General features: G+C 59.4%; 15 protein-coding genes and 1 riboswitch. Of the genes, 7 read left to right on the top strand and 8 right to left on the bottom strand.

The window, feature by feature from the left end:
• Positions 1-201 precede the first annotated feature (201 nt).
• From ACSQ87_RS05790 to ACSQ87_RS05780, 3 genes are all read left to right on the top strand, one after another.
• The gene (locus tag ACSQ87_RS05790; RefSeq protein WP_436273518.1) at positions 202-1,167 is read left to right on the top strand and encodes a 2-hydroxyacid dehydrogenase; all 966 of its coding nucleotides are present in this window, start codon (positions 202-204) and stop codon (positions 1,165-1,167) included.
• 33 nt (positions 1,168-1,200) lie between these two features.
• Complete coding sequence (locus tag ACSQ87_RS05785; RefSeq protein WP_046048283.1) at positions 1,201-2,199, top strand: class I SAM-dependent methyltransferase; 999 nt, start codon at positions 1,201-1,203, stop codon at positions 2,197-2,199.
• 40 nt (positions 2,200-2,239) lie between these two features.
• Positions 2,240-2,364: riboswitch (yybP-ykoY riboswitch) on the top strand.
• An 88-nt stretch (positions 2,365-2,452) separates the two neighbouring features.
• Entirely contained in the window at positions 2,453-3,037 is a 585-nt protein-coding gene (locus ACSQ87_RS05780) for a TMEM165/GDT1 family protein (protein WP_008155932.1), read from the top strand.
• A gap of 63 nt (positions 3,038-3,100) precedes the next feature.
• Here ACSQ87_RS05780 and ACSQ87_RS05775 read toward each other — a convergent pair whose 3' ends face one another.
• The gene (locus tag ACSQ87_RS05775; protein ID WP_223429652.1) at positions 3,101-3,919 is read right to left on the bottom strand and encodes a M48 family metallopeptidase; all 819 of its coding nucleotides are present in this window, start codon (positions 3,917-3,919) and stop codon (positions 3,101-3,103) included.
• Between the two features lie 273 nt (positions 3,920-4,192).
• On the opposite strand from ACSQ87_RS05775, the gene ACSQ87_RS05770 reads away from it, so the two are divergent.
• Complete coding sequence (locus ACSQ87_RS05770) at positions 4,193-6,334, top strand: methyl-accepting chemotaxis protein (protein ID WP_436273517.1); 2,142 nt, start codon at positions 4,193-4,195, stop codon at positions 6,332-6,334.
• Positions 6,335-6,536: 202 nt separating this feature from the next.
• Here the strand turns inward: ACSQ87_RS05770 and ACSQ87_RS05765 are convergent, their stop codons facing one another.
• Genes ACSQ87_RS05765 through ACSQ87_RS05755 form a run of 3 tightly spaced genes read right to left on the bottom strand, consistent with a single transcriptional unit; the run spans position 6,537 to position 7,651 of the window.
• A complete protein-coding gene (locus tag ACSQ87_RS05765; RefSeq protein WP_095130423.1) occupies positions 6,537-7,160 on the bottom strand; it encodes an SOS response-associated peptidase in 624 nt (207 codons plus the stop codon).
• A 35-nt stretch (positions 7,161-7,195) separates the two neighbouring features.
• Positions 7,196-7,456, bottom strand: coding sequence for a putative signal transducing protein (locus tag ACSQ87_RS05760; RefSeq protein WP_150658972.1), 261 nt, complete (start codon positions 7,454-7,456; stop codon positions 7,196-7,198).
• Positions 7,457-7,468: 12 nt separating this feature from the next.
• Positions 7,469-7,651 carry a CPXCG motif-containing cysteine-rich protein gene (locus tag ACSQ87_RS05755; protein WP_008153387.1) on the bottom strand — a complete coding sequence of 61 codons (183 nt, stop codon included), beginning with the start codon at positions 7,649-7,651 and terminating at the stop codon, positions 7,469-7,471.
• Between the two features lie 142 nt (positions 7,652-7,793).
• Between ACSQ87_RS05755 and ACSQ87_RS05750 the strand changes: the two genes are divergently transcribed.
• Positions 7,794-8,957 carry a 1-acyl-sn-glycerol-3-phosphate acyltransferase gene (locus ACSQ87_RS05750; RefSeq protein ID WP_191623625.1) on the top strand — a complete coding sequence of 388 codons (1,164 nt, stop codon included), beginning with the start codon at positions 7,794-7,796 and terminating at the stop codon, positions 8,955-8,957.
• 126 nt (positions 8,958-9,083) lie between these two features.
• Here ACSQ87_RS05750 and ACSQ87_RS05745 read toward each other — a convergent pair whose 3' ends face one another.
• Positions 9,084-9,368, bottom strand: coding sequence for a hypothetical protein (locus tag ACSQ87_RS05745; protein WP_150658974.1), 285 nt, complete (start codon positions 9,366-9,368; stop codon positions 9,084-9,086).
• A gap of 170 nt (positions 9,369-9,538) precedes the next feature.
• A complete protein-coding gene (locus ACSQ87_RS05740) occupies positions 9,539-10,123 on the bottom strand; it encodes a YajG family lipoprotein (protein WP_008153392.1) in 585 nt (194 codons plus the stop codon).
• Positions 10,124-10,328: 205 nt separating this feature from the next.
• Between ACSQ87_RS05740 and ACSQ87_RS05735 the strand changes: the two genes are divergently transcribed.
• Positions 10,329-10,562, top strand: coding sequence for a hypothetical protein (locus ACSQ87_RS05735; protein ID WP_150658978.1), 234 nt, complete (start codon positions 10,329-10,331; stop codon positions 10,560-10,562).
• Positions 10,563-11,302: 740 nt separating this feature from the next.
• Entirely contained in the window at positions 11,303-12,811 is a 1,509-nt protein-coding gene (gene mqo, locus ACSQ87_RS05730) for a malate dehydrogenase (quinone) (protein ID WP_223429649.1), read from the top strand.
• A 194-nt stretch (positions 12,812-13,005) separates the two neighbouring features.
• On the opposite strand, the gene ACSQ87_RS05725 is transcribed toward mqo, so the two are convergent.
• Together ACSQ87_RS05725 and ACSQ87_RS05720 are read right to left on the bottom strand one after the other, a co-directional pair.
• Positions 13,006-13,293, bottom strand: coding sequence for a PA4642 family protein (locus ACSQ87_RS05725; protein WP_008153397.1), 288 nt, complete (start codon positions 13,291-13,293; stop codon positions 13,006-13,008).
• A gap of 63 nt (positions 13,294-13,356) precedes the next feature.
• Positions 13,357-13,842, bottom strand: a complete 486-nt coding sequence (locus ACSQ87_RS05720) for a hypothetical protein (RefSeq protein ID WP_436273516.1) — start codon at positions 13,840-13,842, stop codon at positions 13,357-13,359.
• Between the last annotated feature and the right edge of the window lie 81 nt (positions 13,843-13,923).

The following is a 13,923-nucleotide window of genomic DNA, read 5'->3' as shown; positions in this document are numbered from 1 at the left end:
CAAACCTGTGGCGAGGGGGCTTGCCCCCGTTCGGCTGCGGAGCAGTCGTAAACCCGTCCACGCGGTACACCTGATGAAACGCAGTTGCCGGGATAGGGGCCGCTACGCGACCCAACGGGGGCAAGCCCCCTCGCCACAGGTGTTTCATCTGGTAGGCTCGGCAGATTACGCCTTCAGTTCATTGCACAAAAGGTACAGTTGATGACGAACACTCACCGCGCCGTTTTCCTCGACCACCCGTCCCTGGACCTGGGCGACCTCGACCTCAGCCCGCTGCAAGAGTGTTTCAGCAACTTACAGCTTTTCGCCCAGACCACGCCGGACCAGGTGATCGAACGCCTCAAGGGCGCCACCGTTGCCATCAGCAACAAAATCCTGATCGACGCCGCCGCCATCGCAGCCAGCCCCGAGCTGAAGCTGATCCTGATCACCGCCACCGGCACCAACAACGTTGACCTCGCCGCCGCCCGCGCCCACGGGATTGCCGTCTGCAACTGCCAGGGTTACGGTACGCCGTCGGTGGCGCAGCACACGATCATGTTGCTGCTCAATCTGGCAACGCGCCTGGCCGATTATCAAAAGGCTGTCGGCGAAGGTCGCTGGCAGCAGGCGAAACAGTTCTGCCTGCTGGATTACCCGATTGTCGAACTGGAAGGCAAAACCCTCGGCCTGCTCGGTCACGGCGAACTGGGCGGCGCGGTCGCACGACTCGCCGAAGCCTTTGGCATGCGTGTACTGCTCGGTCAGATTCCCGGGCGCCCTGCCCGGCCGGATCGTTTGCCACTGGATGAGCTGCTGCCGCAGATCGACGCGCTGACCCTGCACTGTCCGCTCAACGAACACACCCGCCACTTCATCGGAGCCCGTGAACTGGCCTCGATGAAACCCGGTGCGTTCGTGGTCAACACCGCACGCGGTGGCTTGATCGACGAACAGGCGCTGGCCGATGCCTTGCGCAACGGTCACTTGGGTGGTGCGGCCACCGACGTGCTGAGCGTCGAGCCACCGACCGCCGGCAATCCGCTGCTGGCCCACGACATTCCACGGTTGATTGTCACCCCGCACAACGCCTGGGGCAGTCGCGAGGCACGCCAGCGGATCGTGGGCCAGTTGACCGAAAACGCGCAGGGATACTTCAGCGGTAAAGCACTGCGGGTCGTCAGTTGATAGACTGCGGCACTTTTTTTACAGGAGCAGAGTATGGATCCGCGCAGTGAAGTACTGCTTCGTCAGGCCGAGTTGTTCCAGGGTTCGGTGCTGCTGGCCGGTTTGCCCGCCGATGACCTGCTGGGCCGTCTGCCCGACGCTCATGGCTGGTGCTGGCATGCCGGCGATCAAGCAGCGCTGGATGCCCGCTTCGCCGAGCGCAGCCATTTCGGTGTGAATGCACCGGAGCGCGCGTTCGACACCGCCGTGGTGTTTCTGCCCAAGTCCAAGGACCTGACCGACTACATCCTCAACGCCCTCGCCTCCAGACTGGCCGGTCGTGAACTGTATCTGGTGGGTGAAAAACGCAGCGGCATTGAAGGCGCAGCCAAGCAACTGAACCCCTTCGGCAAACCGCGCAAGCTCGACAGTGCGCGGCATTGCCAGCTGTGGCAGGTCACCGTGGCCACTGCGCCGCAAGCCAAGTCGCTGGAAAGCCTGGCCCAGACTTATGAGTTGCCGCTGGCCGAAGGTCCGCTAAAAGTCATCAGTCTGCCGGGCGTGTTCAGCCACGGTCGGCTGGATCGCGGCAGCGCGCTGTTGCTGGAGCATCTGGACAAATTGCCGAGTGGCCATTTGCTGGACTTCGGTTGCGGCGCCGGTGTGTTGGGAGCAGCGGTGAAACGTCGTTATCCACACAACCAGGTCACCTTGCTTGATGTGGATGCGTTTGCCGCTGCCAGTAGTCGCCTGACATTGGCTGCCAACGGTCTGGAAGCTGATGTGATTACCGGTGACGGCATCGACGCAGCACCGATGGGTTTGAGTGCGATTTTGAGCAACCCACCGTTCCATGTCGGCGTACACACCGATTACTTCGCCACCGAAAACTTGCTGCGAAAAGCAGCCAAACATCTGAAAAACGGCGGCGAACTGCGCTTGGTAGCCAACAGCTTCCTGAAGTATCAACCGCTGATCGAAGAGCACCTCGGCGTGTGTGCAATCAAGGCCGAGGGACAGGGTTTCAGAATCTATCGGGCCAAACGCGGCTGATAAATAAGTGCTTGCCTAACGGATTTTGCCTAGGCAGAATCCGCTCCGTCCTAGGGGAGTAGTCTCCCACGAGCGCCATGCTCGTCCGGCATACGTCAACATACTTGGTCAACAGACCATGGCGTATGCGACCCAAGCGTCCGCATCAGACGGATCGCAGGGTTTGACAAGACCTATGACACGAACACCTTACCCGGGGCGGGAAGGCTGTACGTGTCATAGCCGTGTCGACCCGCCCCTTAGGAAAACCCTGATGCTGGATTCACTTCTCGTTCCCACCGCAATCGTTGCCTTGGCCGAAATCGGCGACAAGACGCAACTGCTCGCGCTCATTCTCGCCGCTCGCTTTCGCAAACCCTGGCCGATCATCGCCGGTATCGTCGCTGCAACCCTGGCCAACCACGCTGCAGCCGGCGCGGTAGGCGCCTGGGTCGGTAGTTTCTTCTCGAATGCGACGCTGCACTGGATCCTCGCCGCGAGCTTCACCGCGACCGCATTGTGGACCCTGGTGCCAGACAAGATGGATGACGACGAAGCCAGCACCGCCCGCAAGTTCGGACCGTTCCTGACCACGCTGATTGCGTTTTTCCTTGCAGAGATGGGCGACAAGACTCAAGTCGCCACGGTGATGCTCGCTGCGCAGTACCCGGAGTTGTGGCTGGTGATCATCGGCACTACCGCCGGCATGTTGATTGCCAACGTGCCAGTGGTTTTGGCGGGTAACTTTGCCGCGGATAAATTGCCGTTGACGTTAATTCGTCGCCTGGCGGCATCGGCATTCTTCATCCTCGCCATTGTCGCGGTGTACAAGGCGATGCAGAGCAGCGGTTGGGTGTAACTCGGGACAATGATCGTTCCCACGCGGACGGTTCGACGCCTCGACGTGGGAACGATCATTGGCTCAGGATTTCCTGGCTTTCTCGTACAGCGGCATGACTTTCGGAATCGCCGCCTGCAACGAAGCAATACGACTCGACGACGCCGGGTGAGTGCTCATGAACTCCGGTGGCGAACCTTCCGAGGCCTTGGTCATCTTGTTCCACAGGGTGATCGCGGCGTTCGGGTTGTAACCGGCGCGAGCGGCCAGTTCCAGACCGATCAGGTCCGCCTCGTTTTCATTGGCGCGACTGTTGGGCAAGGTCATGCCGTAGTTGGCCACGGTATCCGCCAGCGCCAGACTGTCCTGACCCAGACCGAACAAGGCACCGGCGCCCTGCTTGGCCATTTCGATGCCGTAAGCCTTGGACATCGCTTCACGACCATGCTCGCGCAGGGCGTGGGCGATTTCGTGACCCATGATCGCGGCGATTTCGTCATCGGTCAGTTGCAGGCTGTCGATCAGCCCCGTGTAGAAAATGATCTTGCCGCCAGGCCCGCAGTTGGCGTTGAGTTCATCGCTCTTGATCAGGTTGACTTCCCACTTCCATTGGGCCGAATCCGGACGGAAAATCGGCGCCTGGGCAATCAGCCGGTCGGCAATGACCTGGACACGTTTGGCCTCGTTACTGGTCTTGTCCAGCACGCCTTTGGTGTTCGCCTCGCCGACAGTCTTTTGATAGGACTGGGCGTACATCTGGTTGACCTCGTCGGTCGACAACATACTGAACATGTACTGCTTGCGCTCAACGCCCACCGCGCCGCCGCTGGTGGTATTGACCGACTGACAACCGGCGAGCAGCAGACCTGCGCTCAGTGCACACACAACCAATGTCTTGTTCATCAAAAAAACCCCTGAAAACATGCCGCGTATCCTAGGCGTGGAATTGTATCGACGCCAGATACCACAGAGGTGTAGACGCTCATTTCAGATAAAGCTCTCATGGACGTAGGAAAAAATTCACATAACGGTGCCCACTGTGGTCGATAACGGCCCGCAGTGATTTGTTTGCGACATCAATCCCTCCAAAACAGCCAATTCGCCAACCTCCGCTCATGGCCATCGCCCCCCCTGCCGATACAGCACCGCAGACGTCCTCTTGCGTGCGGAGCACCCATGAAATTCAAGTCGATCCAGTTTTCCGTGGCGGCCCTCGCCGGCGCCATCGTTCTTAGTGTCGTGGCAGCCCTGGTGCTGTACGCACTGTTTTCCGGCGCACGGACACAAGACATGGTCCAGCAGCGGACCCAGGCACAATTCGAGCAAGTCATCGAACAACGCCTGACATCACTGGCGCAAACCCAGGTCAGCCAGATCCAGCGCGAGCTCGAAGCGCCACTGCTGATTGCCGGCGGACTGGTGCGAGTCAACGCATTGATCGGCACACCGGGTGCCGATGGCCAGCCACAGTTGAACCTGAGCCGTGAGCAATTGATCAGCCTGATCAAGGAAAACGTCGTCAAGAACCCGAAAATTCTCGGCACCTATATTGGCTGGGAAAAAAACGCCCTCGATCACAACGACGCGGCCTACGTCGACACCCAGGTTGCCGGCATCGACGCGAGCAACGGCCGCTTCCTGCCGTGGTGGTTCCGCAACGAAGACGGCAGCCTGGGCCTCGACAAACTGGTGGACGTCGACGACCAGAAAACCCTGTCCACCGGCGTTCGCGCCAGCGAATACTACCTGTGCTCGAAAGAAACCAAAAAATCCTGCGTGATCGATCCGGCGCCCTACAAGGTCGGCGACAAGATCGTCATGCTCGCCTCCTTTATAGAACCGATCATGCTCAACGGGGCCTTCCAGGGCATCGTCGGCGCCGACCTCTCGGTGAACTTCATCCAGGAGATGCTCCTCGGCGCGAATCAGAAGTTGTACCGCGGCGCTGGTGAAATGGCCTTGATCGGCGGTAATGGCCGGATCGTTGCCTACACCAAGGACCCGAGCAAATTCGGCGAGAAGGTCAGCGACATCCTCGACAGCCAGCAGATCGCCAACATGGCCAATCTCAAGCGCGGCGAAGTCACCTACACCGTCGACAAGGCCCAGGGCCGGATCGAGTTGTACCTGCCGTTCGGTATCGGCCAGACCGACGCTCGCTGGACCCTCATGCTGCAATTGCCGCTGAACGCAGTGATGGCCGACCTGCAAAAACTTCAGGGCGATCTGGACGCCCAGCGCAAGTCCGACACCTTCGGCATGGCCATGGTCGGCTTGTTGATTGCCGGTATCGGCTTGCTGGTGATCTGGCTGGTGGGCCACGGCATTGCCCGGCCGCTGAAGCAGATGGTCGCGATGCTCGACGACATCGCTCAGGGCGAAGGTGACCTGACTCGACGCCTGACCAGCGACCGCGCCGACGAATTGGGCTCGATCGCCAAAGGCTTCAACACCTTCCTGGCCAAGTTGCAGGTGATGATCACCCAGGTGGTGACTTCGGTGCAGAGCGTCAGTGATTCGTCGGAACACACCGCCGACATCGCCATCCGCACCAACATCGGCGTGCACAAGCAAATGGCCGAGATTGATCAAGTCGCCACGGCGGTGCATGAAATGACCGCCACCGCCCAGGACGTGGCGCGCAACGCGACCCAGGCTGCGCAAGCCGCCAGCCATGCCGATCAGGCAGCGGCGCAAGGCATGCAAATCGTCCGCGATACGTCGAACTCGATTGGCGTGCTGGCGATAGAAATCGGCAAGGCTGTCGGCGTGGTGCAGACCTTGGCCAAGGACAGCGAGAACATCAATGCGATCCTGACGGCGATTCGCGGGATTGCCGAACAGACCAACCTGCTGGCCTTGAACGCGGCCATCGAAGCGGCCCGCGCCGGCGAACAGGGGCGCGGTTTTGCGGTGGTCGCCGATGAAGTGCGCAACCTGGCGCAGAAGACTCAGAAAGCCACTGAAGAAATTCAGACCATGATTCAGCAACTGCAACAAGGCACGCGCGATGTGGTGCGTGTGATGGAGGACAGTCAAAACCGTACCGATGAAAGCGTGCAGCATGCGGCGAAAGCGGCCGAGGCACTGGAGACGATTACGCAGGCGGTGTCGGTGATCAACGACATGAACACCCAGATTGCCAGTGCGGCTGAGGAACAGAGTGCGGTGGCTGACGACATCAACCGTAACGTGATCAACATCGGGCAAGTGGCCAATGAAGTGGCGGGCGGAGCGGATGAGTCGAGTGCGGCGAGTGCGGATCTGACCAAGCTGGCTGAGCAGCAGCGGCGGTTGATCAATCAGTTCAAGGTCTGAAGAGACCCCTCACCCTAACCCTCCCGAAACGTCGGACCGCCCGTAGGGAGAGGGGACTGATCGAGGTGCTCTTAGAGCTACATCGACCTGAATTACCGAGTCGAACTCAGGTTCTGAAAGCAACCGAGATCGGCTCCCTTTCCCCTCTCCCCTGTGGGGAGAGGGCTGGGGTGAGGGGTGGCTTTTAAACAACACCAAGGTCTCAACCCGGAGTAATACACTCGGGCCCATTCAGCTTCGGATCATTCACCAGATTCGCCAACACCCGCTCGCGCAACGCCGCGGGTTCACTGGCGAGCAATGCCTGCAAGGCATGCAACGGTGTCTCGGGATTGAGCCACGCTTCCTGTCCCGCCGCATCGAGAATCAACGGCCGGCGCTGACTCGCCGCCGGCTGCGTGATCACCGCCGTGCTCAGCCACACCTGCTCCTGCACCGGATACGCTTCCCAGATTGCTGCGAAGAACAGCGTCGAGCCCTCCCCCGGCGTCAGCCAATACGGTCGCTTGCGGGTCGTGCCGCGCCATTCGTAAAAACCGTTGGCCGGCAGCAGGCAACGGCGTTCGCGCAGAGCCTGGCGAAACATCGGTTGTTCCGCGACGGTTTCGGCCCGGGCATGGGCTGGCGTACGGGACAAGTCGGTCAGCCACGGCGGCGTCAATCCCCAACGCGCGCGGGCCAACTCACGCTGGCCATCGACACCTGCACGCAGCATCAACACCGAATCATTGGGAGAAATATTCCACTGGGCCTGCTGATCGGCGGGGAAGCCAGGCAGGGCCGCGAAGGCGGGGTTCCAGCGAAACAGGGCATAACGTCCACACATGGGGCAACACGACTCTAGATAAAACGAACGTCAGCCTAACAGACCAGCGTGCCGGGAAAACTCTCCGGTTCATCACCGGGCATCGGCAGCGCGGCATTGTACGCGGTGATCAACTCGCGGGCGTAATCGGCCTCGTCGTTATCGACCGACAGGCCCAACAGGCCAAAGATCGGCAATTCGCCGCTGCCACCGAGCAAATCGCGCCCCACCAGATGCGCTTCGATGCCCTCACTGGCCAACATGCTTTGCAGCAACTCACCTTCCATGAGGTTTTCCGGCTCGTAGATTCGCTGCATGGGGTGCCCCTTTCATTCGTTTTCGCTGTGAACTTCGAGCAACCATTCCTGACCGTCAGTCTGCAGAACAAACGTGATGGGGCGACAACACACCGGACAGTCTTCGATATAGGTCTGATCGCCACCGGACAAGTCCAGAACGGCCTCAGCCTCTTCACCACAATACGGACATTCGTAGCGCTCGGTTTCCAGCATCGCGGTCTCCCAGGTGACTTGTGCGTATAATCGCCGGTCTATTTGCAGGGCTATTTTTGTCTGGCTAACTCTTCAGACCGTGCCCCGTTGGTTTTCGATCAAAACCTTTACTTACCCTAGCCGTTTCTAACAAGAGAGCATGATGGGCGAATTCGATGCCATCCGACCTTACGACGACAGCGAAGTCCCAGCGGTACTGGACAGGCTGCTCGGCGACAAGGCGTTTCTAGATATCCTCACCCACTTCCGCTTCCCGCGCTTTGCCGGTGCTTTCGGCTGGATGCTTAAACCTCTTATAGCTCATCGGCTGCGCCGTGAGTTCGCCGGCGTTCACTCGGTGGCCACGTTGCAGGACAAGGTCGAGATGTACGTCGACCACACCATCGAACGCGCAACCGACGGCGTCACGTACACCGGCGTCGAGCAGTTCAAGTCCGGCAGCGCCTACCTTTTCATCGCCAACCACCGCGACATCGTGATGGACCCGGCCTTCGTCAACTACGCCGTGTACCACGCGGGCCTGCCGACACCGCGCATCGCGATCGGCGACAACCTGCTGCAAAAGCCCTTCGTCAGCGATCTGATGCGCCTGAACAAGAGCTTCATCGTGCACCGTTCGATCACCGGTCGCCGCGAGAAGATGGCCGCGTATCAACTGCTGTCGGCCTACATCAACCACTCTATCCGCAACGATTGCGCCTCGATCTGGATCGCCCAGGCCGAGGGCCGGGCGAAAGACGGCGACGACCGCACCGAGTCGGCCATCCTCAAAATGTTCCACATGAGCCGCAAGGACGAGCCGTTCGGCGAAGTCATTCAGTCGTTGAACCTCACCCCTGTGTCGATCAGCTACGAATATGACCCGTGCGATCAAGCCAAGGCTCGCGAGCTGTTCATCCGCGCCACCACCGGCAGCTACACCAAAGTACCGGGCGAGGACGATGCGAGCATCGCCAAGGGCATCACCGGCTACAAAGGCCGAGTGCATGTGAACTTCGCCTCGCCGATCACCGAGCTGTTCGATGACACCAAACAATTGGCGATCGAGATGGACCGGCAGATCCTCGGCGGCTACCGCCTGTTCCCGGTGCACTACCTGGCCTACGCCCAGTGGAAAGACGCCGACCCGCAATTGCAGGTGCCGAAAGCCGCTGAGGTGTTTGCGGCCGACGAACTGGCCAAGGCTCAGGAGCAATGGCAACAGCGTCTGGACGCGTGCCCTGAGGAGCATCGTCCGTTCATGGTTCTGCAATACGCGACGCCGGTGCGCAATCAGTACCGTGTGAAAGCAGGTTTGCCGTTGTAAGGTTTTTTTGAAGCAAGATCAAAAGATCGCAGCCTCGTTTCACTCGACAGCTCCTACAGGGCGAACGCTATCCCCTGTAGGAGCTGTCGAGTGAAACGAGGCTGCGATCTTTTGCTTTTTAGCGATTCAAACCCGAGTGCTGATCCACGACACCAGCAGCGCCAACCCCAGGCAGGCAAAACCGAATCCATAGAAAAACCGGTTCATGCGCAAGGTCGCCCCATCCAGCATCAACGTCGGTTCATCGATACGACGGCTCTGGCTTTGCGCTTCGAGAGTGGCCAACGCGCGCTGTTCGCGGCGACGAGTGGCATGCAGCAACCAGCCGCCCGGAAAGGCAAACAACAAGGCCAACAGGTTGATCAACTTGGCGGGATGGTTGGTAAACAGCGAAATCAAATGCAACGACATCACGGACCTCAGCAAAACAGGTGTGGCAGACGCCGAACCGGCGACCGCGGCGCGGATTCTACCGAAAGCCTCGCCACCTGCCCTTGCTTTCCGACAAATAACGATTCGCAAGCGGCATGAAAAAGCCCGGGGCCATTGCTGGCACCGGGCTTTTTGTATCCAGCGAAGGCTTATTCGCCGAGAATCTGACCAATCGTCGGATCCTTGAACAGACGCGTCAACGCATCGCTCAGCACATCACTGACCAGCTTGGTATTGGTTTCCTGATTCGGCGCCATACCAAAACGCTGATCCAGGGACGCACCATAACGACCGCTGTAACGACGATTGGCATTCTGCACATCGGAGCGGAATGTCGCGCCAATGGTGGCCTCAGTCACATACATGCCTTCTTTAGGCGACTGATACTTCAGCTCGGCCAGGGTCACGGTTATTTGCGGTGCATTCGGTGCATTGTTGGTTGGCGTAAAACCCAGCAACCGCACGGCCGCTTCGGCCTGAGCCTGCAACTTCGGCAGAATCTGCGCGCCCTGCACGGTGATCGCGCTGGTCTCAGGGTACAGGCCACCACGGGTGCCCAGCGTTGGCGATGGACGACCGTCCACCACACGCACCACCACCGGTTGACCATGACCGACCGGTGCCAGCTGAGCCGTCAGCTTGGGTTCCGGGTTCAGTTGTTGCGGGCTGTGGGCGCAGCCAACCAGGGTCAAACTGGTCACAGTGATCAAACCGAACAACAGGCGTTGCAACATGCTCTTCTCTCCAGAATCAGGCACAAACAGGCCCGCAGTATAGCGGTGGGCCACTGTGGGTAACTAGCACCTCACAGTGATTACTGAAATCTCTGACAAACCCTTCAGACCGCGGTTCCTGTCACAGAGATGTCACCACCCATACACTTGCTCGTCACGGCTCGCTGGCAACCTTCACAGCAGTCACCCCACAAGGTACTTCGCCATGCGCTATCTCATCTCGCTGTTCAACCCACGCCCTCTGCATCGCTGCTTCGCCCTGCTCGACCGCAACGGCCATTGCCAGGCATTCAAACAGTGCAGCCTCCAGCCGATGGGTGATGACTGGGTCGAAATCGAAGAAATCCGTCTCAACTGGTTACACCATCCCCTGCCCCCTAGCGCCCGTGTGAGCCAGCGCCAGCCACGTGCGCGGGCTCAACACCTGTTGACCACCTGACCGAACACCTAATAAAAGTCATTAAACACGACCATTTCCCTGCGTTTCTTCGCTACAATCTCCCCCCGATTATAAGGACGTCTCCTGATCGGGCCTCGCAGCATCGTCAATGCGCTTGTATTGACACCCCGCACCGCCCACAGAGAGCCGCCCACACAGATCGAGTGAAGCTGGCGCGCTTGCTGTTCCTTGAGCAAAAAACCCACTTTTCGCGAATCTGCAGAGCTGTCATTACGCTCGGTCACTGAGCTGTTTGCCCGTTTTGCCTGTCATGTATCCCATGGCGGCAATCCATCCGGGCACAGTGCCAGGCTGGGGCAGCCCTTTTTTGAGGTTCACGTCTTCAAAAGAGCGTGAAAAAAACGGGTTTTCACAACTTCACAAGAGTGTGGCGAGCAAATGAATAGTTTTGCGTCTGAATATGCACCATTAGCGTCTGAAACAGCCCAACGACACAGGCCCGAGTACGCCTCGAACACCGGAGCCTGAAGCCTGTCCTCTACGGATTTGGTTGCACAAACGGATGTATCGACCATAAGTCGAATTGCCAGCCGCGCGTTGAAGTGAGTTCATGTAACTCTTTTAGACCCGGCCGGTAGCGTCCGTCGAAGTTGCGAAAAATTGCGAAGATTCGGACATGGCGATTACTGCCATGGGTACTTGGGGCATCACTGACACGCCCCTGAACGCCTGGCAGCCATGCCGACAATTTGGTGCTGCAGATTTTGGAGACGCGTTAAATGGCGCATAACGAAGCAGTCGACGTAGTACTGGTTGGGGCCGGCATCATGAGTGCCACCCTCGCTGTACTGCTCAAAGAGCTCGACCCCGCGATCAAGCTGGAAGTCGTCGAGCTGATGGATTCCGGTGCCGCGGAGAGTTCGAACCCGTGGAACAACGCCGGTACCGGTCACGCCGGGCTGTGTGAGCTCAACTACACGCCGCAGGCCGCCGACGGCACCGTCGACATCAAGAAAGCCGTGCACATCAACACCCAGTTCGAGGTGTCGAAGCAGTTCTGGTCCTACCTGACCAGGAAAAGCACCTTCGGCTCGTGCAAGACGTTCATCAGCCCGGTGCCGCACCTGAGCTTCGTCCAGAGTGACGATGGCGTTTCCTTCCTCAAGGAACGCTTCAAGACGCTGAGCAAGCACCACGCCTTCTCGGACATGGAATACACCGAAGACAAGGCCACCATGGCCGAGTGGATGCCGCTGATGATGCCTGGCCGGCCGGCCGACGAAGTCGTCGCCGCCACCCGCGTCATGAACGGCACCGACGTCAACTTCGGCGCCCTGACCAATCAACTGCTCAAGCACCTGACCAGCGCACCCGATGCACAGGTCAAGTACTGCAAGCGCGTGACCGGCCTCAAGCGTAACGGCAGCGGCTGGACCGTCAGCATCAAGGACGTCAACAGCGGCAATTCCCGTGACGTCGACGCGAAATTCGTGTTCCTCGGCGCTGGCGGCGCGGCACTGCCGCTGCTGCAAGCTTCGGGCATCGAAGAAAGCAAAGGCTTCGGCGGCTTCCCGATCAGTGGCCAGTGGCTGCGTTGCGACAACCCGGAAGTGGTCAAGCACCACCAGGCCAAGGTTTACAGCCAGGCGGCGGTGGGTTCGCCACCGATGTCGGTGCCGCACCTGGACACCCGCGTAGTCGATGGCAAGAAGTCCCTGCTGTTCGGACCTTACGCCGGTTTCACCACCAAGTTCCTCAAGCACGGCTCCTTCATGGACCTGCCGATGTCGGTTCGCGCCGGCAACATCGGCCCGATGCTGGCCGTGGCGAAAAACAACATGGACCTGACCAAATACCTGGTCAGCGAAGTGATGCAGTCGATGGAGCAGCGCCTGGATTCCCTGCGTCGCTTCTACCCTGAAGCGAAAGCCGAAGACTGGCGCCTGGAAGTGGCCGGCCAACGGGTGCAGATCATCAAGAAAGACCCGAAAAAGGGCGGCGTCCTGCAGTTCGGTACCGAACTGGTCGCGGCCAAGGACGGTACCCTTGCTGCTCTGCTCGGCGCTTCGCCAGGTGCGTCGGTGACTGTTTCGATCATGCTTGAGCTGATCGAGAAATGCTTCCCGAACAAAACTTCTGGTGAATGGGCTGCCAAGCTCGCGGAAATTTTCCCGGCCCGCGAAAAGGTTCTGGAAACCGACGCTGCGCTGTATCGCAAGATCAATGTGCAGAACAACGTCGCGCTGGAACTGGTTGAAGCCAGCAACGAGACCGAAAGCTACGCTTGATTCGGCCGCATAAAAAACGCCCCGTTCTCATTGAGAGCGGGGCGTTTTTTTGTGTGCGGTGAAACAATCTTTGTGGCGAGGGAGCTTGCTCCCGCTGGGCTGCGCAGCGGCCCCAAAATTCTGCGAACGGCGGAGATTTTTGTGAGCGCTGCGCACTCAAGCGGGAGCAAGCTCCCTCGCCACAAATGCCTACGTTAGCCGCGAGCCTTTTCGATCAGTTCGATGTACTCGGCCGCGTTGCGCTGATCCTTGATCAGGGCGACGAAGTCATTGCCGTGCTCATCCTTGCCGTCCAGATCCAGACCGGCTTCGACGAAGAACGTCAGAAAGCGCCCGAAGTCATCGATGCGCAGGCCGCGATAGGCCTTGATCAGTTTGTGCAGCGACGGCGACGTGGCGTCGACCGGTTCGAAATCGAGGAACAGCTTGATCTGCTCATCGCCGATCTCGTCACCAATCACTTGCTTCTTATCTTTACGCATTGCCGACTCCAGCTCGCAGACATTTCACGGGGCGGGCAGTTTACCCCTCCCTTGCCACCGGGCTCAACGCGGACGAACAGCGCCCGTGTGCAGATCGGCCCAGACATGGCCGTTGGCGTAGCTGAGGAACTGGCAATACACCGTGTCATTGCGCAACAAGTCGATAACCACCCGGTACTGGGCCATCGGGTAAAACAGCGTCAGGGTTTTGTTCTTGTCGTCGTAGATCGGCTTTTTCAGGCTTTTGCTTTCGCCATCGAAATTGACCAGCACCTGGCTGATGGTCGCGCCCTTGTTCAAGGATTTGCCCTTGAGACGGATCAGCAACGGTGAGGTCACCGGAATCGGCTGCTGGTTGGACTGGCGCTGGCTGCCGACCACCACCGAGTACTCGGTAACCTGCAACAGCTGTTGCTGCTCGGGTTCCGCGTCACGCAGGGTCAGGTCATCCGGGGGCAGGAACTGCGCGTGCATCGGCGCCGGGGCGGCAGCCAGAGGCAGGCTGACGGTCAGCAACAGGGCGGCGCAGCTGCGGATCAAAAAGCTCATGACAGGCTCCCAAGGCGAGGCCGAGCACTGTAGCAGCTGCCGAAGGCTGCGTCCGGCTGCGAAGCAGTCGTAAAACAGGCG

Origin of the sequence: Pseudomonas sp. LjRoot277, assembly GCF_964253845.1 — a bacterium.
Classification (GTDB): domain Bacteria; phylum Pseudomonadota; class Gammaproteobacteria; order Pseudomonadales; family Pseudomonadaceae; genus Aquipseudomonas.
This window is presented reverse-complemented; position numbering and strand designations above follow the sequence as displayed.

Coding starts and splice junctions, on each gene's coding strand:
- ACSQ87_RS05780 (WP_008155932.1), top strand. CDS start 2,453: ATGCTGGATTCACTTCTCGTTCCCACCGCAATCGTTGCCTTGGCCGAA.
- ACSQ87_RS05720 (WP_436273516.1), bottom strand. CDS start 13,842: ATGAGCTTTTTGATCCGCAGCTGCGCCGCCCTGTTGCTGACCGTCAGC.
- ACSQ87_RS05785 (WP_046048283.1), top strand. CDS start 1,201: ATGGATCCGCGCAGTGAAGTACTGCTTCGTCAGGCCGAGTTGTTCCAG.
- ACSQ87_RS05765 (WP_095130423.1), bottom strand. CDS start 7,160: ATGTGTGGACGTTATGCCCTGTTTCGCTGGAACCCCGCCTTCGCGGCC.
- ACSQ87_RS05770 (WP_436273517.1), top strand. CDS start 4,193: ATGAAATTCAAGTCGATCCAGTTTTCCGTGGCGGCCCTCGCCGGCGCC.
- ACSQ87_RS05755 (WP_008153387.1), bottom strand. CDS start 7,651: ATGCTGGAAACCGAGCGCTACGAATGTCCGTATTGTGGTGAAGAGGCT.
- ACSQ87_RS05735 (WP_150658978.1), top strand. CDS start 10,329: ATGCGCTATCTCATCTCGCTGTTCAACCCACGCCCTCTGCATCGCTGC.
- ACSQ87_RS05760 (WP_150658972.1), bottom strand. CDS start 7,456: ATGCAGCGAATCTACGAGCCGGAAAACCTCATGGAAGGTGAGTTGCTG.
- ACSQ87_RS05775 (WP_223429652.1), bottom strand. CDS start 3,919: ATGAACAAGACATTGGTTGTGTGTGCACTGAGCGCAGGTCTGCTGCTC.
- ACSQ87_RS05740 (WP_008153392.1), bottom strand. CDS start 10,123: ATGTTGCAACGCCTGTTGTTCGGTTTGATCACTGTGACCAGTTTGACC.
- ACSQ87_RS05745 (WP_150658974.1), bottom strand. CDS start 9,368: ATGTCGTTGCATTTGATTTCGCTGTTTACCAACCATCCCGCCAAGTTG.
- ACSQ87_RS05750 (WP_191623625.1), top strand. CDS start 7,794: ATGGGCGAATTCGATGCCATCCGACCTTACGACGACAGCGAAGTCCCA.
- mqo (WP_223429649.1), top strand. CDS start 11,303: ATGGCGCATAACGAAGCAGTCGACGTAGTACTGGTTGGGGCCGGCATC.
- ACSQ87_RS05790 (WP_436273518.1), top strand. CDS start 202: ATGACGAACACTCACCGCGCCGTTTTCCTCGACCACCCGTCCCTGGAC.
- ACSQ87_RS05725 (WP_008153397.1), bottom strand. CDS start 13,293: ATGCGTAAAGATAAGAAGCAAGTGATTGGTGACGAGATCGGCGATGAG.